Annotated in this window: 18 protein-coding genes, 2 tRNA genes and 1 pseudogene; 16 read left to right on the forward strand and 5 right to left on the reverse strand. The window is 42.1% G+C overall.

Translation table 11 applies throughout. The annotated features are described in order from the left end of the window. Positions 1-108: 108 nt before the first annotated feature. The 4 genes from FPL17_RS15610 to FPL17_RS15625 all read right to left on the reverse strand — a co-directional run bounded on the left by FPL17_RS15610 (position 109) and on the right by FPL17_RS15625 (position 2,310). Positions 109-184, reverse strand: a tRNA-Glu gene (locus FPL17_RS15610). A gap of 69 nt (positions 185-253) precedes the next feature. After that, positions 254-329, reverse strand: a tRNA-Ala gene (locus FPL17_RS15615). Between the two features lie 58 nt (positions 330-387). After that, positions 388-1,896 (reverse strand): glutamate--tRNA ligase, encoded by a 1,509-nt coding sequence (gene gltX / locus FPL17_RS15620; RefSeq protein ID WP_005185568.1) that lies wholly within the window; start codon positions 1,894-1,896, stop codon positions 388-390. A 108-nt stretch (positions 1,897-2,004) separates the two neighbouring features. Beyond that, positions 2,005-2,310 carry a hypothetical protein gene (locus FPL17_RS15625; protein WP_005185566.1) on the reverse strand — a complete coding sequence of 102 codons (306 nt, stop codon included), beginning with the start codon at positions 2,308-2,310 and terminating at the stop codon, positions 2,005-2,007. Positions 2,311-2,720: 410 nt separating this feature from the next. On the opposite strand from FPL17_RS15625, the gene FPL17_RS15630 reads away from it, so the two are divergent. From FPL17_RS15630 to FPL17_RS15665, 8 genes and pseudogenes are all read left to right on the forward strand, one after another. Beyond that, the gene (locus tag FPL17_RS15630) at positions 2,721-3,716 is read left to right on the forward strand and encodes a sulfate ABC transporter substrate-binding protein (RefSeq protein WP_004803885.1); all 996 of its coding nucleotides are present in this window, start codon (positions 2,721-2,723) and stop codon (positions 3,714-3,716) included. Between the two features lie 197 nt (positions 3,717-3,913). Then, a complete protein-coding gene (gene rsmH, locus FPL17_RS15635) occupies positions 3,914-4,834 on the forward strand; it encodes a 16S rRNA (cytosine(1402)-N(4))-methyltransferase RsmH (RefSeq protein WP_005185559.1) in 921 nt (306 codons plus the stop codon). 2 nt (positions 4,835-4,836) lie between these two features. Then, positions 4,837-5,175 carry a cell division protein FtsL gene (gene ftsL / locus FPL17_RS15640; RefSeq protein ID WP_004803889.1) on the forward strand — a complete coding sequence of 113 codons (339 nt, stop codon included), beginning with the start codon at positions 4,837-4,839 and terminating at the stop codon, positions 5,173-5,175. A 10-nt stretch (positions 5,176-5,185) separates the two neighbouring features. Beyond that, positions 5,186-7,019: pseudogene (gene ftsI, locus FPL17_RS15645) on the forward strand (penicillin-binding protein PBP3). 3 nt (positions 7,020-7,022) lie between these two features. Next, positions 7,023-8,522: a UDP-N-acetylmuramoyl-L-alanyl-D-glutamate--2,6-diaminopimelate ligase gene (locus tag FPL17_RS15650; protein WP_159886056.1), complete on the forward strand. Its 1,500-nt coding sequence runs from the start codon at positions 7,023-7,025 to the stop codon at positions 8,520-8,522. Positions 8,523-8,544: 22 nt separating this feature from the next. Then, the gene (locus FPL17_RS15655) at positions 8,545-9,942 is read left to right on the forward strand and encodes a UDP-N-acetylmuramoyl-tripeptide--D-alanyl-D-alanine ligase (protein WP_159886058.1); all 1,398 of its coding nucleotides are present in this window, start codon (positions 8,545-8,547) and stop codon (positions 9,940-9,942) included. After that, positions 9,943-11,061, forward strand: coding sequence for a phospho-N-acetylmuramoyl-pentapeptide-transferase (mraY, locus tag FPL17_RS15660; protein WP_005185546.1), 1,119 nt, complete (start codon positions 9,943-9,945; stop codon positions 11,059-11,061). Positions 11,062-11,120: 59 nt separating this feature from the next. Beyond that, positions 11,121-11,939, forward strand: a complete 819-nt coding sequence (locus FPL17_RS15665) for a putative RNA methyltransferase (RefSeq protein ID WP_159886060.1) — start codon at positions 11,121-11,123, stop codon at positions 11,937-11,939. A gap of 15 nt (positions 11,940-11,954) precedes the next feature. On the opposite strand, the gene ponA is transcribed toward FPL17_RS15665, so the two are convergent. Next, on the reverse strand, positions 11,955-14,555 hold the full coding sequence (gene ponA, locus FPL17_RS15670; protein WP_159886062.1) for a penicillin-binding protein PBP1a: 2,601 nt from the start codon (positions 14,553-14,555) through the stop codon (positions 11,955-11,957). A 162-nt stretch (positions 14,556-14,717) separates the two neighbouring features. Between ponA and FPL17_RS15675 the strand changes: the two genes are divergently transcribed. The 8 genes from FPL17_RS15675 (at position 14,718) to FPL17_RS15710 (ending at position 22,450) form a co-directional block, all read left to right on the forward strand. Then, positions 14,718-15,776, forward strand: coding sequence for a pilus assembly protein PilM (locus tag FPL17_RS15675; protein ID WP_005185539.1), 1,059 nt, complete (start codon positions 14,718-14,720; stop codon positions 15,774-15,776). Continuing rightward, positions 15,776-16,432, forward strand: a complete 657-nt coding sequence (locus tag FPL17_RS15680; protein ID WP_005185537.1) for a PilN domain-containing protein — start codon at positions 15,776-15,778, stop codon at positions 16,430-16,432. The genes FPL17_RS15675 and FPL17_RS15680 overlap by 1 nt, the downstream gene beginning before the upstream one ends. Beyond that, complete coding sequence (locus FPL17_RS15685) at positions 16,429-17,163, forward strand: type IV pilus inner membrane component PilO (protein ID WP_005185536.1); 735 nt, start codon at positions 16,429-16,431, stop codon at positions 17,161-17,163. Before FPL17_RS15680 ends, FPL17_RS15685 begins: the two co-directional genes overlap by 4 nt. Positions 17,164-17,165: 2 nt before the next feature. Next, positions 17,166-17,693 carry a pilus assembly protein PilP gene (locus FPL17_RS15690; RefSeq protein WP_159886064.1) on the forward strand — a complete coding sequence of 176 codons (528 nt, stop codon included), beginning with the start codon at positions 17,166-17,168 and terminating at the stop codon, positions 17,691-17,693. 61 nt (positions 17,694-17,754) lie between these two features. Continuing rightward, entirely contained in the window at positions 17,755-19,887 is a 2,133-nt protein-coding gene (locus tag FPL17_RS15695; protein ID WP_167515420.1) for a type IV pilus secretin PilQ, read from the forward strand. 19 nt (positions 19,888-19,906) lie between these two features. Further along, on the forward strand, positions 19,907-20,467 hold the full coding sequence (aroK, locus tag FPL17_RS15700; protein ID WP_005185528.1) for a shikimate kinase AroK: 561 nt from the start codon (positions 19,907-19,909) through the stop codon (positions 20,465-20,467). A 20-nt stretch (positions 20,468-20,487) separates the two neighbouring features. After that, a complete protein-coding gene (gene aroB / locus FPL17_RS15705; RefSeq protein WP_159886068.1) occupies positions 20,488-21,570 on the forward strand; it encodes a 3-dehydroquinate synthase in 1,083 nt (360 codons plus the stop codon). 19 nt (positions 21,571-21,589) lie between these two features. After that, positions 21,590-22,450 carry a hypothetical protein gene (locus FPL17_RS15710; RefSeq protein WP_159886070.1) on the forward strand — a complete coding sequence of 287 codons (861 nt, stop codon included), beginning with the start codon at positions 21,590-21,592 and terminating at the stop codon, positions 22,448-22,450. The last annotated feature ends 462 nt before the right edge of the window (positions 22,451-22,912 follow it).

Consider the following 22,912-nt stretch of genomic DNA (forward strand, 5'->3'; position numbering starts at 1 on the left):
GACAATTTGTCCAAGCATAGAGAAGCGGCTATTTTATGGAAAATTCGAAAATGTGCAATCTGCTTGAGAAAGATTATTAGAAAAATATAATTATTCTATTTGAGAATATGGCGTCCCTACGGGGATTCGAACCCCGGTTACCGCCGTGAAAGGGCGATGTCCTAGGCCTCTAGACGATAGGGACAGATGAGGCAACACATACATGACTGAAAGTCTAACTTCATCTCGGAAAAGCAGTGCGATTTCGAGAATCTGGTGGAGCCAAGCAGGATCGAACTGCTGACCTCTACAATGCCATTGTAGCGCTCTACCAACTGAGCTATGACCCCAGAATGTGTGAGCGCAATATTAGGGGGAATGCGCTCACACGTCAATCATTAAACTGAATTAAGTCTCACTATTTGCATCATTTTTCGGCAGTTTTAGTGATTCATTTAGCTTTTCCCAAACTTTCAGTTCTTTCTTGCTTGGTGCTCCCACGATCTCTAAAGCATGACGCAAGCGTGCAAAGGTCAAATCTGGACCTAATGTGACCATAGATTGCATCACAGGAGTAGAGCTGGTTGAACCTGCGATTGCGATAAAGAAAGCTGGCATGAAATCACGAAGCTTAACCTCCATCTGATTGGCCAAGTCCATCAAGGTTTGGCTGACCGTGTCATTGTTCCACGTGAACTGGCTTTCTAAACGCCAAATGGCAAATTGTAAGCTTTGACGAACTTGCTCTTCGGTCAATTTTTTGCTTTCAAACTGCTCTTTGCTGATTTGTGGCATGTGATTGAAATAGAAACCTGCCCAATTCACTGCTTCAGAGAGTAAATTGATACGTGGTTGAATTGCAGCAGCAATATCCTCAAGCGTTTGACGGTCACTTTTCCATGCCAACAAGCGGTCTAAAAGCTGTCCTGGGGTTAATGCTTTGATCCACTGACCATTGAGCCAGTTGAGTTTCTCGACATCAAAGATTGGACCACCTAGAGAAACACGTTGTACATCAAAGTTTTCAATCATGTCCTGCAGGGTAAATACTTCACGCTCATCAGGCATTGACCAACCCATACGACCTAAATAATTCAACAACGCTTCTGGTAATACGCCGATGTCGCGATAATAGTTGATTGAGGTCGGATTTTTACGTTTAGATAGTTTTGACTTATCTGGATTACGTAACAATGGCATGTGACACAGTGTTGGCATGTCCCAACCGAAATATTGATACAGTAATTGATGCTTCGGTGCTGATGGTAGCCACTCCTCACCACGTAACACATGAGTGATTTCCATTAAGTGGTCATCTACTACATTGGCAAGGTGGTAAGTTGGTAAACCATCTGTTTTTAACAGCACTTGCATGTCGACCTGCGCCCATGGAATCTCAACTTCACCACGGAGTAAGTCATTAATTTTACAAATGCCTTCTTCTGGTACTTTCATGCGGATAACATGGGGTTCACCCGCAGCAAGACGACGTTGTACTTCTTCTTGAGATAATTTTAAGCCGCGACCATCGTATTTGGGTGTTTCACCGCGTGCTTGCTGTTCAGCACGCATTTGGTCAAGCTCTTCTGCGGTTGCAAAGCAGTAGAAAGCATGTCCTTTTTCAACTAATTCAAGCGCGTATTGCTTATAAATGCCCATGCGCTCTGATTGGCGATAAGGGGCATGTGGGCCGCCAACATCCGGGCCTTCAGACCAATTCAACCCTAACCAGCGCAAAGAGTCTAAAATCATTTTTTCAGATTCTGGCGTTGAACGAAGTTGATCCGTATCTTCAATACGTAAAATAAATTCACCGCCATGTTGTTTGGCAAAACATAAATTAAATAACGCAATATAAGCAGTACCTACATGGGGAAAACCTGTAGGAGAAGGCGCAATACGGGTACGGACTTTCATAAATTATCGGAGCTTAAATTTAAATTGAAACTATTATAACGAAAAAGCCTAGTCACGGCATGACTAGGCTTCATTTAAACATGTGAAGGGGCACATATTTAAGAAATATTAAGAGGTATGCGGTTGAAATATGGTTTGGACGAAACGAGAAAAACGTTCATGCTGGCTGGCAAAGAAGGTCTGTGTTGGTGTGGTTCGAATCGTATTCAACATCTTTAACTCATCGTCTGATGAGGGTAATAAACCAGTATTACGTTTTTGCTGATCAAGTGCTTTAACAATTAAGCTCGAAGAAGATTTATCAATTGTTTTTATGTTATTGCTTTCTTTAATTGCTGCCGCGTGTCCAAATTGAATAGAACATACTAAAAATAAGCTTAAGCTTAGTGTTTTTTTCAAATTTAATGCTCGCATTGCTCACATCCCCTTATATGATTTTGAGTCTACAAGACTAACCAAACAACTATAGTATTGCTTTAATAATACGATTTAAACATAAATCTTAATAAAAAAGTTGATATATGTCACACTTTTTACAAAAATATAAAAATTTGACACATCCTAGTGTTTATTTATAGCAATGTGGCTACTTTGTATACAACTAGAATTTAGCAAGCAAATGTGTAGAAAAAGTGGAGAATGATAACTTTTCTCATTTTGCCATAAAAATAACAGGCAGAGTATTGTTTTAATACAAAAAATATGGACTAGGGCTATATCTTAAAAACAGAATAGCAATAAATTTATTGATATAACTATATGATTGTAAATTATTTTTAAAGAAATATAGTGGTGACAAACGGGGCGAAATGAGTAAACAATAAATGAAAACTGTCATCGCAGCAGCATTGTTGGCGTTGGGCTTAAATGGCGTAGCACAAGCGGCAACTACTTTTTTAAACGTGTCTTATGATCCAACACGTGAGTTTTATCAAGAATACAATCAAGCATTTGGTCAGTACTGGAAAAAAAGAACAGGGCAGGATGTTGATTTCAAGCAGTCGCATGGTGGCTCGGGTAAACAGGCGCGTTCAGTCATAGATGGCTTGCAGGCAGATGTTGTAACGCTCGCATTGGCCAATGATATTGATGAAATTGCCAATGCAGGTTTAATTCGTAAAGATTGGCAAAAACAATTTAAAGATAACTCTGCGCCTTATACCTCAACCGTGGTGTTTTTAGTGCGTAAGGGCAACCCAAAGAATATTCGTGACTGGAATGACTTGACTAAGTCAGGTGTCGAAATTATCACTCCAAACCCAAAAACTGGTGGCGCGCCGCGTTGGATTTATTTATCAGCTTGGGGTTATGCATTGAAGCAGCCCGGTGGTAATGATGCTAAAGCACGTGAATTGGTGAAAAAGCTTTATCAAAATGTCAAAGTCTTAGACTCAGGTGCACGTGGTTCACTCACCACTTTTGCTGAACGTGGCATTGGCGATGTATTGTTGTCTTGGGAAAATGAAGCATTATTGGCAACTCAAGGCTTAGGAAAAGATAAATTTGAAATTGTGTATCCTTCAATTTCGATTTTGGCTGAACCTTCTGTGGCAATCGTTGATAAAACTGTCGATAAAAATGGCAACCGTCAGTTAGCGCGTGGTTACTTAAATTTCCTTTATTCACCTTTAGGGCAAGAGCTGGCTGCGAAATATTATTTCCGTCCGCGTAATCCACAGGTCGCTGCCAAATATGCTCAGCAATTTCCAAAGATTAAACTCTTCAAGATTGATGATGTGTTTGGTGGCTGGGCAAAAGCACAAAAAACACATTTTGTGAATGGTGCGATTTTTGACCAGATTTATGCGGAAAAACCATAAATTCAGTTTCTACTGAGATTAAAGTGAATGATCAAAAAGCAAATACCGAAGGTGTTTGCTTTTTTATTGAGTGAAAAATGATAAGAAAACGGTTTTATCTATGAAAAGTTAAGAATTCTCTACAAAAAGTCGTTTGGTGCTGGCATAAAACAAGGTGATAATGTGCAGTTACATTTTCAGCTGTTGATCCATTTCTTATGTCGCATATTTCTGTCTTACTTCATGAAACCGTTGATGGCGTATTGGCAGGTCGCGATACTGGTATTTTTGTCGACGCGACTTTTGGTCGTGGTGGACATACCAAGTTGTTACTTTCAAAACTAGATCAAAATGCACGTGTTTATGCCTTCGATAAAGATCCTCAAGCGCTTGAAGTTGCAGCACAATTAGAACAAGAAGATCCGCGTTTTAAAATTATTCATGCCAGTTTTGCAGATATTCAATCCGAGTTAGCTCAAATTGGTCTGACTGAAGTTGATGGCATTATGGCTGACTTAGGGGTGTCATCACCACAATTGGACCAAGCTGAACGTGGTTTTAGCTTCATGCAAAATGGGCCGTTGGATATGCGGATGGATAATTCGCAAGGTTTAACAGCAGCTGAGTGGTTACTTGAAATTGAAGAAGAAAAACTCGCAAACATTATCTATCAATATGGCGAAGAGCGTTATAGCCGCCGCATTGCCAAAGCGATTAAATTGGCAGGTGAAATGACAACGACTGCCCAACTGGCAGAAGTGGTTAAAACTGCACATCCAAAATGGGAAAAGCATAAGCATCCTGCAACACGTACTTTTCAGGCGATTCGTATTGCCATTAACAAAGAACTTGATGATATCGAGACATTTTTACCGCAAGCTGTCACATTATTAAAACCAACTGCGCAGCTGGCAGTGATTAGCTTTCATTCTTTGGAAGATCGTTTAATCAAGCAGTTTATTCAAAAAGAATCGAGTTTGGCTGAAGACACGGGCTGGGGTATGCCTCAAGCACAGGTCGATACTCGACGTTTAAAGAAAGTTTCTCGTATTCGTGCGAGTGAAGCAGAAGTAAAAGCAAATCCTCGTTCGCGTAGTGCATGGCTACGCGTGGCTGAGCGTTTAGAGCAAAAAGGCTGAGAATGAACAACAAGAATGATGACGACGTTAAACCAAGCAGCAGAAAAGGACTGAAAAAGGTTGTTGTGTATGCTGTACTCGTTGCATTGGTGTTTACAAGTGCGATGATGGTGGTGTTTCAAGTATTTGAATACCGTCATGATTATCGTGACTTGAGTGCATATATGCGTGAAAGAGATGATTTAAACGCTGAATGGGGGCGTTTATTGATTGAACAGCAAACCTTTGGTGCAACCGCACAGATTGGTTCTCGCGCAGTCACTCAACTACGTATGTTCTCACCTCCTGCAACGCAGACGGTTGTGATTTCTTTACCTATGACTTCAAAGCAAGATAAATAAGGCATGCTGTATGGCAGATAAGCGAAGTAAACCAATACGAAAAAAACAGCAGTCTATTTCTGAAAGACCGACCCTTGCTTTGGATATGTGGCGATTTTATCTGCTTTGGGGAACGGTACTCCTTTGTTTTGTTGTGTTGATTGCACGTGCGTTCTATGTGCAAGTGGTCAATAAGGACTTTTTGCAAAATAAGGCCAATGCCAATATTTTAAGGACTGAGCGTTTAGAGGCGATGCGTGGTGTGATTAGTGATCGCCATGGCGTACCTTTGGCGATTAGTACCCCGATCATGAAAATTGTGATGGACCCAAGAGATTATTGGGAAACCAAACAGCAATTTGATGACATCACGGCAGAACTCAAAAAAGATCCGAATAATCGTAAATTAAAACGTCAATTGCCTGATAAAAACTTGAACCTAGATGAATTGGCAGATGCGGTTGGTGTAGATCGTGCAGATTTAAAGAAACAAATGCAGGCACGTCCTCGTTCACGTTATTTAGTTTTGCAAAAAGAAATTCCACCACAACAAGCTGACTTGATTACCAAGCGTAATTTCCAAGGCGTTTATGCAGAGAAAAGTTATAAACGCTACTATCCACAACCGCAGCCAAATGCACAGATTATTGGTTTGACCAATAGTGAAGGGGTGGGGATTGAAGGTTTGGAAATGCAACTGAATAAACAGTTGTCAGGGATGGATGGCGAGCAGAAAATTATCCGCGATAAAAAGGGTAATCGTCTGAAAGTTTCAGAAGTCATTAAAGAAGTTGAATCAGGTGAGAATGTTACCCTGAGTATCGATTCACGTTTGCAATATATTATGTACCGTGAATTGACTGCTGCAGGTGTCGCCAACAATGCACGCTCAGCAACTGCGATTGCAGTCGATGTTAAAACGGGTGAAATTTTGGCGATGACCAGCTGGCCGTCGTATAACCCGAACGATAAGAATGGTCTCAGCAATAAAGATGCGATGCGTAACCGTGGCGCGATTGATATGTTTGAACCAGGTTCAACCATGAAGCCGTTTACAGTGGCTGCTGCCTTGGAAAGCGGTAAATACACGCCGAATACGATTGTTAATACTTCACCAGGATCGATGCGTTTAGGTTGGCATACCATTCGTGATACACATAACTATGGTGCTTTAACCGTTTCTGGGGTGATTATTAAATCTTCGAACGTGGGTTCGGCAAAAATCGCCTTGTCTTTACCAAAAGATACCGTCCCGTCTTTCTTTAGACGTGCAGGTTTTGGTCATCGTTCAGCGGTGAAATTTCCAGGTGAAAGTTCTGGTTTGCTCTATTCAGGCGATAAGCTCAATCCATCGCAGTTGGGGACCATGGCGTATGGTTATGGTTTGAATGCGACAATTTTACAAGTTGCACAAGGTTATGCCATGTTGGCAAATCATGGCGTACAAATGCCATTGAGTTTGCGAAAATTGGATAAGGCTCCAGAAGGCACACAGGTGTTGAGTCCTAAAATTGCCGATCAAGTCCTCACCATGCTTGAACAAGTCACCATGCCTGGTGGTACAGCGAAACAAGCGGTAATTCCTGGCTATCGCGTTGGGGGTAAGACAGGGACAGCGCATAAATTACGTGCAGACCGTAAAGGTTACTCAAACAGTGAGTATCGTGCTTTATTTGCAGGTGTTGCGCCAATCAGCGATCCGCGTTTAGCCATGATTGTCGTGGTTGAAAACCCACAAGGCCGTTACTATGGTGGTTTGGTTGCTGCGCCTGTATTTGCGCGCATCATGCAAGAGTCTTTACGCCTTTTGAATGTGCCTTTAGATAAGCCACTTGATACTTCTATAAAATCCAATCCGTAGGTAAATTATGTCGATTCGTTTTCAACAGATACACCCGATCAGCATAGATGCGGCTTGGTATACCCAACCTTTTCAGGGTTTTTCTTTGGATAGTCGCAAGGTTGAGAAAGGGCAAATTTTTATTGCTTTAAATAGCTATAGCCAACCTGAAAAAACACGCCAGTTTGCACAAAATGCTTTGGATGCAGGCGCATTGGCTGTAATCAGTGAGGCACCATTGGGTCTCGCAAACGAATGGGTTTGTGCTGATGTCCGTTATCAAATGGGTGAATGGCAGAAGCAGTATTTACAAGCGACTGATCCTGTTCAGCCTTTACGTGGTATTGCGGTGACAGGAACCAATGGTAAAACCACGATTTCACGCCTCATTGCGGAGCTGATTAGCTCACAAGATAAAGGTTGTGCAGTAATGGGGACCACAGGTAACGGTATTCTGCCAAATTTAACCCCATCCACACATACCACCTTGGATGCACTGCAACTACAGCATGCGTTACATGACTATGCCAAACAAGGCGCAAGTTTTGTTGCACTGGAAGCCAGTTCACATGGTTTGGAGCAAGGGCGTCTTAATGGTTGTGAGCTTGAAATTGCGGTGTACAGTAATTTAAGTCGTGACCATCTGGATTATCACGGTACTTTGGAGGCTTATGCTGAAGCCAAAGCCTTATTGTTTAAATTTATGACCTTAAAAGCTGTAGTGATCAACTTGGATGATGCACATGCACAGCTAATGTTGGAAGCTGCGAAGACGAATCCAGCACAGCCGAAAATTCTGACTTATTCTTTAACTCAGACGACAGCGGATTATTATATTGCGGATTTGCAATATCGCTTGAGTGGAGCAAGTTTTACATTAATTGCTCCGACAGGTCACTATGTGGTGCAAAGTCCATTACTTGGGCAGTTTAATGTTGAGAATTTATTAGCCAGCCTGATTGCAGCAGAGTCTGCTGGTTTTGCCTTGGCTGATTTGGTCCAGTTTGTGCCGCAACTGAAAGGCGCACCAGGCCGTATGCAGGTCATTCAAGATGCTGAGCGTTTATTTGTGGTTGATTATGCGCATACACCTGATGCTTTGATCCAAGTACTGACGACCTTAAAACGTCATGTGACTGGACAATTATGGGCTGTGTTTGGTTGCGGTGGCGATCGTGATCGTGGCAAACGTCCACTCATGACTCAAGCTGCACTTGATCATGCCAATCCAGTCATGCTGACTTCGGATAATCCGAGAACTGAAAATCCTGAACAGATTTTTGCTGACATGAAGCAGGGCATTGATTTTACTGCCCACATAATGCATGAAATCCATGATCGCCGTGAAGCGATTAAGTTTGCTGTAGCGCAAGCCCAAGCGGGAGATATTGTGGTGATTGCGGGTAAGGGGCATGAAAACTATCAGGAAATTGATGGGGTTCGCCATTGGTTTGATGATGTGGTTGAGGTGCAGTCTGCGATTGATGCACAGCCACATCCTGTCGATTCAGCCTATCCTGCGCAATAAGGTTAAAAGGTAAATAAAGCGTATGCACACTTCAACGACCAGTACTGTTCCATTACAACCTTGGACCGCAGAACAATTACAACAGGCCACACAAGGGCAGTGGCATAAACAGAAGCTTCCGCAAGGTGAAATTAAACGTATTTTAACGGATTCACGTCATGCAGAAGCAGGTGATGCTTTCCTTGCATTAAAGGGTGAACGTTTTGATGCACATAATTTTGTGGCACAAGTAGCCACACAAGGGTGTCAAATTGCGATTGTTGATCATCCTGTCGATGCTGATATTGCTCAGTTGGTTGTCAAGGATACGCGTTTGGCTTTGGGGCAGTTGGGTGCTTATCGTCGCCAACACAACTCGCAATTGAAAGTGATTGCTTTAACAGGCAGTAGTGGTAAAACCACCACCAAAGAAATGTTGGGCAGTATTTTATCTCGCTTGGCGCCGACCTTGATTACCCGTGGCAACCTGAATAATGATCTCGGTGTTCCGATGATGTTACTTGAGCTGCGCCCTGAGCATCAGTATGCCGTAATGGAACTGGGTGCCAGCCATCAAGGTGAAATTGATTACACTTCGAATCTGGTTCAGCCGCATGTGGCTGGGATTTTAAATATTGGTACAGCGCACTTGGGTGAGTTTGGTGGACGTGAAGGTATTTGCCGCGCTAAATCAGAAATCTATGCGCATATTTTGCCACAAGGCACTGCGATCGTGCCTGCACAAGATGATTTTGTAGCTACGATTCGTGAAAATGCACAGGCACATCCGATTCTCAGTTTCGGTGAAGGCGGTGATATTTTTGCGACAGATATTCAGCTTCATCCTCAATCAGCACAATTTAACTTGCATACTCCACAAGGCAATCGTTCGGTAAATCTACCATTCGCAGGTGCGCACAATGTACAGAATGCCGCAGCAGCGACCGCATTTGCGTTAGCGATTGGTATTGCATTGGATGATATTGTGCAAGGTTTAGAGCAAGCACAAGGTGCCAAAGGGCGTCTGAACTTTATTCAACACCAACATCATTTGTTTATTGATGATACCTATAATGCCAACCCGACTTCGATGCGTGCAGCGGCAGAGGTCTTGTTGCAGCAACAGGGCTTAAAAGTCATGGTGATGGGAGATATTGGTGAGCTGGGTGAAAGTAGCTGGCAAGAGCATCATGATCTCGGCCGAGACTTGGCATCGTTACCATTAGAGCATCTGGTTGTTGTCGGTGAATTCGCTGAAGCAGCGCAACAAGGTTCATCTCATTCAGAAAAGTTACATGCCTTTGCAACACAGGCAGAAGCATTACCGTTTTTAATTAATTTAGTCCAAACACATCAACCCCAGTCAATGAGTTTCCTATTCAAAGGGTCTCGTTATACCCACATGGAAACGTTGATGGCTGACTTGATGGAGAAAATTTAAATGTTGTTATGGTTATTTGAGCAATTGGCGGACTATAACAGTTCGTTTCAGGTTGTTCGTTATTTAACATTGCGCTCTTTGTTGAGCTTGCTGACGGCCTTGACGATCGGATTGGTTTTAGGACCAGTGATGATTCGTAAATTACAGGCATTAAAATATGGTCAGGCAGTGAGCTCTTTTGCACCTGAAAACCATGCCAAAAAAATGGGAACGCCAACCATGGGCGGGATTCTCATTTTGCTTTCTATTGGGATTAGTACCCTGTTGTGGGCTGACTTATCTAACCCATATGTTTGGATTGTACTGGGTGTCATGGTGGTGTTTGGTGCTGTTGGTTGGGCGGATGACTGGATTAAAGTTCGTTACAAAGACAATGCAGGTTTGCCAGCACGGAAGAAGTTCTTCTGGACTTCAGTGGCGTCGTTAGGAGCAGGTATTGCCTTATATGTAATTGCAAAACAACAGGATAGCGTCGTGCATACTGAGAATATGCTAGATTTGCTGATCCCATTCTTTAAGAATCTTTCTATTCCTCTATCTGCTGTGCCATTGGGTCTAGCATTTATTGTGTTTACTTATCTGGTGATCAATGGCGCATCGAATGCGGTGAATCTTACCGATGGCTTAGACGGTTTGGCTATTATGCCGATCGTTATGGTGGCGGCTGGTCTAGGTGTGTTCGCTTATTTGTCTGGTGATATTCGTTTTGCCAATTATTTGCATATTCCTTATGTAAAATATACCTCTGAACTAGTGGTGATCTGTTCTGCCATGGTTGGTGCTGGTTTGGCCTTCCTTTGGTACAATGCTCATCCAGCCCAAGTCTTTATGGGTGATGTCGGTGCGTTGGCACTTGGCGCGATGCTCGGTACTATTGCGGTCATGGTTCGTCAAGAAATCGTATTTGCCATTATGGGCGGTGTATTTGTGATGGAAGCGATTTCTGTATTCCTGCAAATCGGTTCATTGCGCATGCGTAATAAGCGTGTTTTCTTGATGGCGCCTTTGCATCATCATTATGAAAAACAAGGCTGGAAAGAAACTCAGGTTGTGATTCGTTTCTGGATTATCACGATTTTCCTCGTCGTGTTAGGCTTAATGACCTTAAAATTACGTTAAACCAAGATTCAAGAAAGAAGCTGGTATTGACCAGCTTTTTTTATGTTTGGAGAAAATAGATGAGTTTGTTGATGTGTCCTGTTTGTCGCCAATCCTTGAATTTGGTTGAGAATTCTTGGCGTTGCGAAAAGGGACATCACTATGATGTAGCAAAACAAGGCTATGTCAATTTACACGTGGTGCAGCATAAGCACAGTAAAAGTCCAGGGGATACCCCTGAGTCGGTGCTGGCGCGTCGTGAATTTTTGCAAGCAGGTTTCTATCAGCCCTTGCAGCAAGCTGTGGTTGAAATTCTACAGCAACTTAAACCTCAAGCTATTTTAGATATTGGTTGTGGTGAAGGTTATTACACCAGTGCCATGCAAGCTCATACTCAGCAGTGTATTGGGGTTGATATTGCCAAAACAGCAGTACAGCGTGCAGCAAAATTAAATGCAGAGGTTGTATGGGTGGTTGGAACAGGTGCAACCTTACCAGTGCAAGATCATTCCATTGACACTTGTACCAGTCTATTTAGTCCAATTCCACAAGATGAAATCGTTAGAGTCTTGCGTGATGAAGGTTATTTAATTGTGGCAACACCTGCACCTAAACATCTTTATGACTTACGTGAAGCATTATTTGAGCAAGTAAATTTGCATGAACCTCAAAAATTTGTAGAACAGCTAGATGCCCAGTTTGAGTTAAAGCAAGCGCATATTGTTGAAGCGCCACTGCAATTGGATCAAGCTGCCTTGAGGAATTTAATTGCAATGACGCCTTATGCGTATAAAGCGAATCCTGAACGACGTAAGGTACTTGAGCAAACGCAGCAATTTGCAGTGACTGCCGCTTTTCAAATTTATCTGTTCCAAAAAAGAAAGAAGCCATCAAAGTGATGGCTTCTTTTTTATTTACTGAATTTGATTGATCAGATGTTCAATCCCATCCTTTTCTTTTGGTGGTGGGTTCTGTGAGTTTGAACCCATTGCAGGTGGTTGCTTTTTCGCTGGAACAATTGGTTGTTCATCAGCTACTGGCGTGGTTCCAGGTAAATCTGAAAAATCATTTTGTGTTGAGCGAACAGGTGCAGGCGGTGCAGGGCGATAAAGTGGGCGTGCCAGTGGTGGAGAAGCACGATATTCTTTTTTATCTTCGCTTTGCTGGATTTGTAATTTGTCACGAGAGATTGGATCTTTCGCATCTTTATCCAGACGCACCCAAGCAGATGGCGTATCTTTTAAAGATTTGCCCATAAAGTTGGTCCAGATCGGAAGTGCGGCAACGCCACCATATTCACGACGACCTAGTGTACGCGGTTGGTCAAAACCAACCCATGCAATCGCAACCAAGTTACCATTGAAACCTGCGAACCAAGCATCTTTGGCATCATTGGTAGTTCCTGTTTTACCGCCTAAATCATCACGACCAATTTTAAGTGCAGCTCGACCGGTACCATGTTGAATTACATCACGGAGGATATTCGCCATATCGTAAGCAGAACTTGATTTTAGAATACGTTGCGCTTGGCGATAGTCACTGTTTGTTTTTGCTGTCTGTGTTGCATCAGCAGTCAAGATTGGCGTTTCAGAAGCAGCTGTCGCGTCATCTAAAGTCTGATTGGTAACTTCGGTTACTTGCTCTTTAGATTTATCTTTTTCTACTTCAGCAGTTTGTTGTTTTGTGCTTGCATTTGGATTACTAATACATGGGATACATGCATAGTCAGGTTTTGCTTCATAAATCACTTTGCCAGAAGCATCTTCGATTCGTTTAATGAAGTGTGGTTGCACGCGATATCCGCCATTGGCAAAAGTGGCATAACCTGTTGCCATTTGTACAGGCAGTACCTGTGGTGTACCTAAGGCAATGGTATAGTTACGCGGGATTTGGTCTTCTTGTAAACCAAAATCCATAAACAATTGACGAGTACGTTCAATCCCAACGTTCTGTAATAAACGTACAGACACCGTATTTCGAGATAAATAAAGCGCACGGCGTAGAGGAATCATGCCAAGGTAGCGGCCATCCGAGTTTCTTGGAGACCATTTACCAATAGTGATTGGACTATCATTGACCATACTATACGGAGTCATGCCACGTTCTAGCGCCAATGCATAAACAAAGGGTTTAATGGTTGAACCCGGTTGTCTCCAACCTTGTATTGCGCGGTTGAATTTAGATTGGTAGAAGTTATATCCACCTACAACTGCTTCGATCGCACCATCATTTGGGTTGATCGCAATCAGTTGCCCTTGGACTTTAGGTACTTGCACCAAAGACCAAACCGTTTTACCTTCATTCGGACGTAGGCGGATAATATCTTTGACTTTGACAATTTGTGAAGCATTGGATGGTGCACCGCCAACACTATTGGCATTGCGATAAGGGCGAACCCATGACATGCCAGACCAATTAACAGTGACTGTTGAACCATCTTGCATTAAAGCATCAAAAGAATTGTTGTTGACCTTGATGACTTGTGCTGGATAAGTATTGGCATAAGCGATGAACTGCTTAAGAGGTTTGTCATGTGCCTCAGGACCACGCCAGCCATGACGACGGTCATAAGCTTCCAAACCATCTTGAATTGCTTGCTCTGCATAACGTTGACGGTTGCTATCAATGGTGGTGTATACCTTATAGCCAGAGTCAACAGCTTGCTCGCCAAAGTGTTCAACCAGTTCTGAGCGAACCATTTCCCCTACATAGGGAAATACATTGCTCACTGATCGATCCATCATATTTAGATTGATCGGTTCTGCGACGGCTTGTTGATATTGGTTTTGGTTGAGATAACCCAGTTGTAACATGCGTCCTAAAATCCAGTTACGACGTTCAAGAGCACGCTCTGGATTGACAACAGGATTGTATTTGGACGGTGCTTTGGGTAGACCTGCAATCATTGCCATTTGCGCAGTGGTCAGTTCATTCAGGTTTTTGTTGTAATAGACACGTGCAGCAGCTGCAATACCATAGGCGTTCTTACCTAAGAAAATCTTATTGACATAAGCTGTCAGAATTTCTTGTTTTGTTAGGTTCTGCTCGATTTTACGTGCCAGAAAAACTTCAGTTAGTTTGCGTCTAAGTGTTCGGTCTGGACTTAAATAATAGTTCTTTGCTACCTGCATAGTAATGGTTGAGCCCCCAGTTTGGACATCAGAACCAGTCACAGATTCGGTTAGCGCTCGTCCGAGTCCTTTGAAGCTAATGCCATTATGCTCAAAAAAGGACGAATCTTCGGCTGCTAAGAAGCCATGAATGAAAGTCGGGGGGATCTGTTCATACTTAACAGGAATCGATAATTTTCCGCCATATTCCGCAATCAGCTGATTATCTGTCGTATAGACTTGCAATGGTTTTTGCAAAGGCGCTTTTTTGAGTGAACTCATATCTGGCAGCGAAGGTGCGAGATAGAGATACATGCCATAAAATCCCATTGGAAGTGAGACTAAGATAATAATAACGATCAAAAAAAATGGCCGAACAATACCAGAACTGGATAGCTTTTTCATAATAAGTAAGTTTTAATAAGAGCGAATGGCAAACTAATTGTGGTCAGTATATCCTTTAGAAATGCGGATTGTTAGATGAGTTATTGTATCCGTAGCAATTAAAGACCAAAACAAATTAGTGTGTTGTATTTTTGGGGATAAAAAAATAAATAGGAAAGTACTGTGCTCAGGTTATATCGTAAACCAAATAAGGGGTTAGTGGGTGTCGATATTAGTTCGACAACTGTTAAATTATTGGAGCTCTCTGTAAAGAACGGTAGATATTGGGTTGAAAGCTATGCAGTGATGCCATTGCCTGAAAGCAGTGTGGTTGAAAAAAGCATACTGAATCCAGAGGCGGTGGGTGATGCACTTGAGAGAGTCATTAACCTTGCAAATCCTCACACCACCAATGTTGCTATTGCGGTGCCGACGTCTATGGTCATTAACAAGATCATAGAAATGGATGCCGACATGACGGATGAAGAACGAGAAGTTCAAATTCGTATGGACGCTGAGCAATACATTCCGTTCCCATTAGATGAAGTAAGTCTTGATTTTGAGGTTTTGCCTGATCGTTTGGCTAATGCCAATCGGGTGAATGTACTCTTGGTCGCTACGCGTACTGAGAATGTCGATACACGTGTAGAAGTACTGGAACTTGCTGGCTTGACCGCAAAAATTGCAGAAGTTGAAAGCTATGCAATGGAACGCGCATTCCAAGTATTTGCCGATACCCTGCCAATGGGGGCAAATACCGTTGGCATTTTGGATATAGGTCATACCATGACCACCTTATCTGTGATGCAAAAAGGCAAGATTATCTATACCCGTGAGCAAGTGTTTGGTGGACGCCAATTGACCCAAGATGTACAAAGTCGTTATGGCTTGTCTTTTGAGGAAGCTGGGCGTGCTAAAAAAGAAAGAAGCTTGCCTGATGATTACGATACCGAAGTCCTTGAACCCTTCTTAGATGCAGTAGTACAACAAGCTGCACGTTCACTTCAGTTCTTCTTTTCATCTTCTCAGTTTAACGAAATTGACCATATTCTGTTGGCGGGCGGGAATGCCAATATTCCAGGCCTTGCCAAGTTATTACAACAAAAACTAGGTTATCGCGTCACCATTGCCAATCCATTTCTACAAATGGGTTTTTCTCCGCAAATTGATATTAAAAAAATTGAAAATGATGCTTCCTCTTTAATGGTTGCATGTGGTTTGGCATTGAGGAGTTTTGATTAATGGCAAAGATTAACTTACTCCCTTGGCGTGATGAGCTAAGAGAACAAAGAAAGAAACAGTTTGTCGCATTTTGTGTTGGGGTTGCTGCATTAGGGGTTGCATCGGTTTTTTCTGGATGGATGTATTTTGATCATAAATTGAATGATCAAGAACAAGCCAATCAACTGATCGTCAGTACCAACCAAAATTTAGATACGCAACTAAAAGCATTAGATGGTCTGCAAGAACGTCGCAATGCCATCATTGAACGGATGAAGCTGATTCAAGGCTTGCAAGGGCAACGCCCAGTTACGGTACGTTTGGTGGATGAACTGGTACGAGTGACTCCACCCACCATGTATTTAACCAAGTTTAGCCGGACAGGCGATAAGTTCACGATTGAAGGGAAGGCTGAAAGCCCGAACACTGTGGCTGAACTATTACGTAACTTAGAGGCATCGCCTTGGTATCGTAACGCTTTTATGAACTCTTTCTTGGCAGTGGATGAAAACAAAAATAAAGATAAAACAGCAAGCTCTTTGGTTCCTCGGGTTGAGGAAAATTATGGAAGTTTTGTTGTTACTGTCGATTTGGGTGAGATTGGCACAACTGCTGAGGCTGCACCGACATCAGAACAGGTGGCTTCAGGAGCAGTAGCAGCGGGAGTGGCGAAATGAACCAAGATGAATTGAATCAAGACACCGTTGCTGCGAAGAAAAAGAAGATGTCCGTCGAGCAATTTTTCCAGCAATTTAATACCTTGGATATGAATAACTACGGTAGTTGGCCGCTGTCGGTTAAAATTACCTGCTGGATTTTCGTCTTCTTGGCGGTTGCTGCATTGGGTTATTTTGTGGTGATTAAATCCCAACTTGAATCGATTGCAAATGCACAAGCACAAGAGCAAAGCTTGCTGAATGAGTTTCGGGAAAAAGACTCAAAATTGCGTAATTTGCAGCAATATCAAGCGCAACTTCAAGAAATGGAAGCGAACTTTAATCAACAATTAGAGCAGTTGCCTAAAGAAACAGAAATTCCAAGCTTGGTTGAGGACATTAACTTAACGGGTGTCAATTCTGGTCTGAAATTTAAGAATATCCGTCTGGAAAATGAAGTAAAGCAAGAGTTCTTTATTGAGCAACCGATCAGTATTGATGCCACTGGTGATTATCATGCTTTTGGTGCCTTTGTTACCGGTATCGCAGCGTTACCTCGTATTGTGACCTTGCATGATTTTACGGTTGAAGCAAAAGAAGATACACAGAAAAAATCGGATATCCCTGTGGTGAATTATACCGTCAAAGCAAAAACATATCGTTATGTGGGTGCGGATGAACAAACAAATAATGCTGCGGGTGCACCAACAACTCAAGCAGCGACTACTCCACCTGCGCAAGGAGGAAAATAGTAGTGAATAACTATAAATTATTACTTGGTTTATTGGTTGGGTTAAGTTTAGTGGGGTGTGATTCAAGGATTGACGCCGTGAATCAAAAAATGGCAGAGATTCGGAATCAACCACCTTTGCCGATCGAACCAGCACCGATCTTTACCCCTGTGCCATTGTTTAACTATGCAGCACATCAGCTGAAAAGCCCGTTTATGCCAAGTTCTTTGGCGGCTGAGTTAAAAATTATGGCGGGTAAGCGTGTTTATCCGAATTTTAACCGCCAGCCACAGCCTTTAGAAAGTTATGCGCTGGAATCGTTGAATATGAAGGGTAGTATGCGGGGTAAAACCAGCAATACGATTGCTCTCATTCAAACACCAGATGGTCAAATTGAACGTGTACAAGTCGGTAGTTATTTGGGGATGAACCAAGGACGTATTATTAAAATTAGTCCAACCCAAATAGATTTGGTGGAGATTGTACCTGATGGTCGTGAAGGCTATGTCGAAAGACCTCGTACACTCGTTTTAATTGGGCCAGCGCCGTAAGATTAAGGGAATAACAATGAAAAAACAGTTTAAAGATTCTTTATTTGGGGAAGCGAAGACCATGAATCATGCATTCCGTCAATTTTCTATGGGTGCAATCGCTATTGCAGTGATGCAAGTTGCATCAGCACAAGTGAGTATGACCAATATTGTACCAATGAGTTTGGCAGATCAGGGCACGGAAATTCGTGTCATGTTTAACGGTCTTCCACCGCAACCACAGGCTTATCAGCTAGAACAACCTTCTCGTTTGATTTTGGACTTTGACAAAGCGCAGCAGACCTTAACAAAAAACTCGATTCCTGTATCGACTGCTGAAGCCAGTTCCGTCGAGGTTGCATCAGATGATCAGCGCTCTCGAGTCATCGTAAATTTAAAAGATGCGGGTGCATTTACTACGCGTGTTGAAGGTAATATTTTTGTACTGAAAATTAATTCAGCAAAACCAACGGCGATTAACAGTCCATCTGTGGCAACACGTCAGGTACAACAAGGCGTTTCCAATATTGGTTTCCAAAGAGGAAATCAGGGTGAAGGATTGGTTGTGATCGATTTGTTGGGCAATAACACACCAGTCGATGTGCAACAACAAGGCAGTAAAATCGTGGTGCGTACTGCGGGAAATAAAATTCCTATGCATTTAGCACGTCGCTTAAATACCAATGATTTTGCAACACCTGTTGCAAGCGTCGATGCCTATAATGATAAAGGCAATGGCGTGATTACCATTCAATCTGCGGGTAGCTATGAGTATATGGCTTATCAGGCCGAAAATAAGCTGACCATTAGTTTGAAGCGTCCTGTGGATAATTCTCCAGTCAAAGCCAAGGCACAAACCTATACGGGTAACAAAATCTCTTTAGATTTCCAAGATATTGAAGTTCGTCGCGTATTACAGTTGCTTGCCGACTTTACTGGGATCAATATGGTAGCGGCAGATACGGTGCAAGGTAATATTACTTTGCGTTTAAAAGATGTGCCATGGGATCAGGCTTTAGATATTGTATTAAAAACCAAAAATCTTGATAAACGCCGTAATGGCAGTGTGATTTGGATTGCCCCTGTTTCTGAGTTGATTAAGGCGGAAGAAGAAGAAGCCAAAGCAATTGCACAGAGTGTGAAGTTAGCACCACTTCAAACGGAATATATCCAATTAAGCTATGCAAAAGCTGCTGATATTGAAAAGTTAATTACGCAAGGGAAAAGCGGTAATAATAGCAATAACTCATCGGGCTCAAGTAGTAATGATACATTGACTGGAGGTTTGCTTAGCCCAAGAGGAACAGTTTCTCTTGATCCTCGAACCAATACTTTAATTGTAAATGATACCTCACAAAAAATTGATCAGATTCGTAAGATGGTCGATCTACTTGATGTTTCTGTTAAGCAAGTCATGATTGAAGCACGTATTGTCAGTGCCAGTACCGATTTTACCCGAGAGATGGGGGTGAAATGGGGCATTTTATCGCAAGGAATTACCAATAATAATGATCTTCTAGTTGGAGGGAGTGATCAGACATTATGGGATTTGAGAAAACCGACTAAGGATGGTGATACGGGTGGCTGGAAATACGAGATTGAGCGCCCTGATAATTTGAATGTAGATTTAGGCGCAGTGACGCCTGGCGCAAGTCGTATTGCTTTTGGTTTGATTAGCCTGTCTGATTTTATGTTGGACTTAGAGTTGTCTGCGGTACAAGCAGATGGTTATGGCGAAGTGATTTCTACACCAAAAGTCATGACCGCAGATAAGCAACCAGCAAAAATTGAATCAGGTAAGAAAATTCCGTATACATCATCTTCGGGTGGCGGCGCAAATGCTGTACCTAAAACGGAATTTATTGATGCAACTTTAAGTCTGGATGTTACACCAAGTATTACGCCTGATGGTAAGGTGATGATGAAGTTGAACATTACCAAAGACTCACAGAGTACACCAACACCTACAGGTCAGTTGACGATCAATAAAAACCAAATCGACACCAATGTCTTGGTGGACAATGGTGAAACCGTGGTTCTTGGTGGAATTTTTGAACAAGAAAATATTAGTTCTCAAGTAAAAGTGCCGTTCTTGGGTGATCTGCCTTATGTTGGTCGCTTATTCCGTCGAGATCTGAAAACAGATAATAAACGTGAACTGCTTATTTTTATTACGCCGAGAATTGTTAATGACACTTTGACGAGAAATCATTAATATATTTTCAATAATTGCAATGAATATAGGTGGCGCGTTGCCAAGCAAAGCGTTTGAAACCCTACCAAATATCTATTTGGTAGGGCCAATGGGGGCAGGGAAAACAACAGTTGGTCGGCATTTAGCAGAATTGCTAGGTCGAGATTTTATTGATAGTGATCATGAAATCGAGCGTAAAACAGGTGCGACAATTCCATGGATTTTTGAAAAAGAAGGGGAAGTCGGATTTCGATTGCGTGAAACCAATGTATTGAACGACTTAACCTCTCGCTCACTCTTGGTATTGGCGACGGGTGGAGGTGTGGTGACGCAACCGCAAAATCGTGAATTCTTAAAACAACGTGGTATTGTGATCTATCTTTATACGCCTGTAGAGCTACAATTACAGCGAACTTATCGCGATAAAAATCGCCCATTATTACAAGTCGAAAATCCAGAACAAAAATTACGAGATTTATTGGCGATGCGAGATCCTTTATATCGTGAGGTTGCACACTATATAATTGAAACAAATCAAGGTGCAGCGCGGGATTTAGCACAACGTATTTTGAACGTTATTTTATCTAAACAAGTTAAGTAGTTTCTGGTTGGTTTAAGTTTATGCAAACGTTACATGTTGAGTTAGGTGATCGTCGTTATCCAATCTTTATTGGTAGTCATTTAGATACCAAAGCATTGCTCGGACCGTATTTACATGGCCGACAAGTGATGTTGGTGTCCAATACCACTGTTGCACCCTTGTATCTCGAACATTATGTGAATGCGTTAACCCAGTTGGATAAGCAAGTTGCACAATGCATTTTGCCAGATGGCGAAAAGTATAAAGATATTCAGCATCTGAATTTAATTTTTGATGCTTTATTGGAAGCTGGTTTTAACCGTGATTGTACGGTTTTAGCTTTAGGTGGTGGCGTGATTGGAGATATGGCTGGATTTGCATCTGCTTGTTTCCAACGTGGTGTCTATTTTGTACAGGTACCTACGACGCTATTATCCCAAGTAGATTCAAGCGTTGGTGGAAAGACCGGGATTAATCATCCTTTAGGCAAGAATATGTTGGGAGCTTTCCAACAACCACAGGTCGTGCTTGCTGATATGGCACAACTTGAGACATTACCTGACCGTGAGCTTTCTGCAGGCTTATCGGAAGTGATTAAATATGCCCTATTGGGTGATGTTGATTTCCTCATCTGGTTAGAGCACAACATCGATGCTTTGGTTGCACGTGATGCAAATTTGTTGGCTGAGGCAGTTTATCGTTCATGCGCACATAAAGCGCGAATTGTCGCCAATGATGAGAAAGAACAAGGTGAACGTGCATTACTCAACCTTGGGCATACTTTTGGTCATGCGATTGAATCGTATTTGGGCTATGGCACATGGCTACATGGTGAAGCGGTTGCTACGGGTATGGTTATGGCTGCCGATTTGTCGCATCGTTTAGGTTGGATCTCTGCTGAAGACCTGCAACGTACAAAAAATATCATTCAGCGTGCTCAATTACCGATATCATGTCCCAAAATTCCATTAGATGAATTCTTGGCTTATATGTCGCATGATAAAAAAGTCTTAAATGGGCAATTGCGCTTGGTTTTATTGAAAAAATTAGGACAAGCAGTGATTACCAAAGATTTTGATGTTGAGCTAATGAAACAATCTATTCTTGCAAATCAATCTGCATAATTAATCATTTGGGAAAAGCATGGCTGTATCACGATCAATTTGGCAACATATTCAACAATATAGCTGGCTCGTCTTTGCTGTGGCTTGTTTAATTGCTGCATTGATATTTTGGGGCGTTACCGATAGTAAAGCACTGGTAGAAGAACAACAGCCATCGCAAACCGAAACTCAGGTACAAATTCAGCCAGAAAAGGTTGCCGCTACTGCTCATCTTGGGGCACTTTCGGATGAAGTGAAACCATTGGATTTAACTACGCGTGTGGTGGTTTCTAATGAGCACGCACCTGAATTTCGTGGCACTAAGTTTATTAATGAAAATCAACGCCAGTGGACTGTGGAAATTTTCCGTAGTTCAGATGAAGCGATTGTAAAAAACTTTCTGCTGAATCGTGCAGATCGTAAAAAGTTTGTTTATTTTCGCTTGAGTGGCGAAGACCAAGTTGAGCAATATGTTCTGGCTTATGGTGTGTTTTCGAGTGCAGAAGATGCGACGCGTCAATTTGCACAATTAAATTTAGCCCTGCCAGAATCTGTTCAGCCAAAGGCAACTCAATTATCGAGCTATGCTGCATTGGTCAATGATTTGGGTTCTGATGAAATGAAGTCGGCAACCAATCAGCTTTATGCAGTACAGTTAAGACCAGCAGCATTGCCGAGGGTAGATGAGAGCTTGCTTATAGGAAGCAGCGCATCTCAAAGTACTGCTGTACGTGCTGCGGAACCATCAACGGTGAAGACCACGGTCACACAGCGTGATGCGCAAGGTAATGTGGTGAATGTAAAACAAAGCCAATCTGCACCAAAACCACCTACAAATGTTGAAAAAATAAAAGAAAATTCAGATGCTTCGAAACGAGAAGTGAGCGACCCATTCAACTAATAATGCACTATTGTTGTGCATGCTTGATTCTTTTTATAGCACCATGATGTTTTTTGGTGCATTTTTATGCGCAAAAATGTGCTCTCCTCTCCCTGTAATTCCACGTTATTTTAACTTTTTTAATGATTTAGTAAATTTTTATCTTTATGGCATGTTTTTTGCTTTTTTGTGGTGCTAATTTATCTGCTCATTGCCCTTTTTTGTACTAAATGATTCATTAATTGGGTGAAATGGAAAGTTTTCGTGCTTTACAAACATTGGTGAAGGTGTAATAACTGAAAACACTTTATATGGTGAAATGCGCTGATTCTTGTTAAGGAAAGACGTATATTGCAAATTCGCCATGAAAAATGTTTTTGCGAAGCATTGAACTTTATATGAGTTGATCGGCAATATCGCAGAAAGTGAATTGATTGTTTGTTGCTCGAAAGAGCCATGTTGAAAGAAGGGTACGCTATGCAC

This window comes from Acinetobacter dispersus (genome assembly GCF_009884975.1).
In the GTDB taxonomy this organism is placed as follows: Bacteria; Pseudomonadota; Gammaproteobacteria; order Pseudomonadales; family Moraxellaceae; genus Acinetobacter; species Acinetobacter dispersus.

Coding starts and splice junctions, on each gene's coding strand:
- aroK (WP_005185528.1), top strand. CDS start 19,907: ATGAATATAGGTGGCGCGTTGCCAAGCAAAGCGTTTGAAACCCTACCA.
- FPL17_RS15665 (WP_159886060.1), top strand. CDS start 11,121: ATGAGTTTGTTGATGTGTCCTGTTTGTCGCCAATCCTTGAATTTGGTT.
- rsmH (WP_005185559.1), top strand. CDS start 3,914: ATGTCGCATATTTCTGTCTTACTTCATGAAACCGTTGATGGCGTATTG.
- mraY (WP_005185546.1), top strand. CDS start 9,943: ATGTTGTTATGGTTATTTGAGCAATTGGCGGACTATAACAGTTCGTTT.
- gltX (WP_005185568.1), bottom strand. CDS start 1,896: ATGAAAGTCCGTACCCGTATTGCGCCTTCTCCTACAGGTTTTCCCCAT.
- FPL17_RS15625 (WP_005185566.1), bottom strand. CDS start 2,310: ATGCGAGCATTAAATTTGAAAAAAACACTAAGCTTAAGCTTATTTTTA.
- FPL17_RS15655 (WP_159886058.1), top strand. CDS start 8,545: ATGCACACTTCAACGACCAGTACTGTTCCATTACAACCTTGGACCGCA.
- FPL17_RS15695 (WP_167515420.1), top strand. CDS start 17,755: ATGAATCATGCATTCCGTCAATTTTCTATGGGTGCAATCGCTATTGCA.
- ftsL (WP_004803889.1), top strand. CDS start 4,837: ATGAACAACAAGAATGATGACGACGTTAAACCAAGCAGCAGAAAAGGA.
- FPL17_RS15710 (WP_159886070.1), top strand. CDS start 21,590: ATGGCTGTATCACGATCAATTTGGCAACATATTCAACAATATAGCTGG.
- FPL17_RS15680 (WP_005185537.1), top strand. CDS start 15,776: ATGGCAAAGATTAACTTACTCCCTTGGCGTGATGAGCTAAGAGAACAA.
- ponA (WP_159886062.1), bottom strand. CDS start 14,555: ATGAAAAAGCTATCCAGTTCTGGTATTGTTCGGCCATTTTTTTTGATC.
- FPL17_RS15685 (WP_005185536.1), top strand. CDS start 16,429: ATGAACCAAGATGAATTGAATCAAGACACCGTTGCTGCGAAGAAAAAG.
- aroB (WP_159886068.1), top strand. CDS start 20,488: ATGCAAACGTTACATGTTGAGTTAGGTGATCGTCGTTATCCAATCTTT.
- FPL17_RS15650 (WP_159886056.1), top strand. CDS start 7,023: ATGTCGATTCGTTTTCAACAGATACACCCGATCAGCATAGATGCGGCT.
- FPL17_RS15630 (WP_004803885.1), top strand. CDS start 2,721: ATGAAAACTGTCATCGCAGCAGCATTGTTGGCGTTGGGCTTAAATGGC.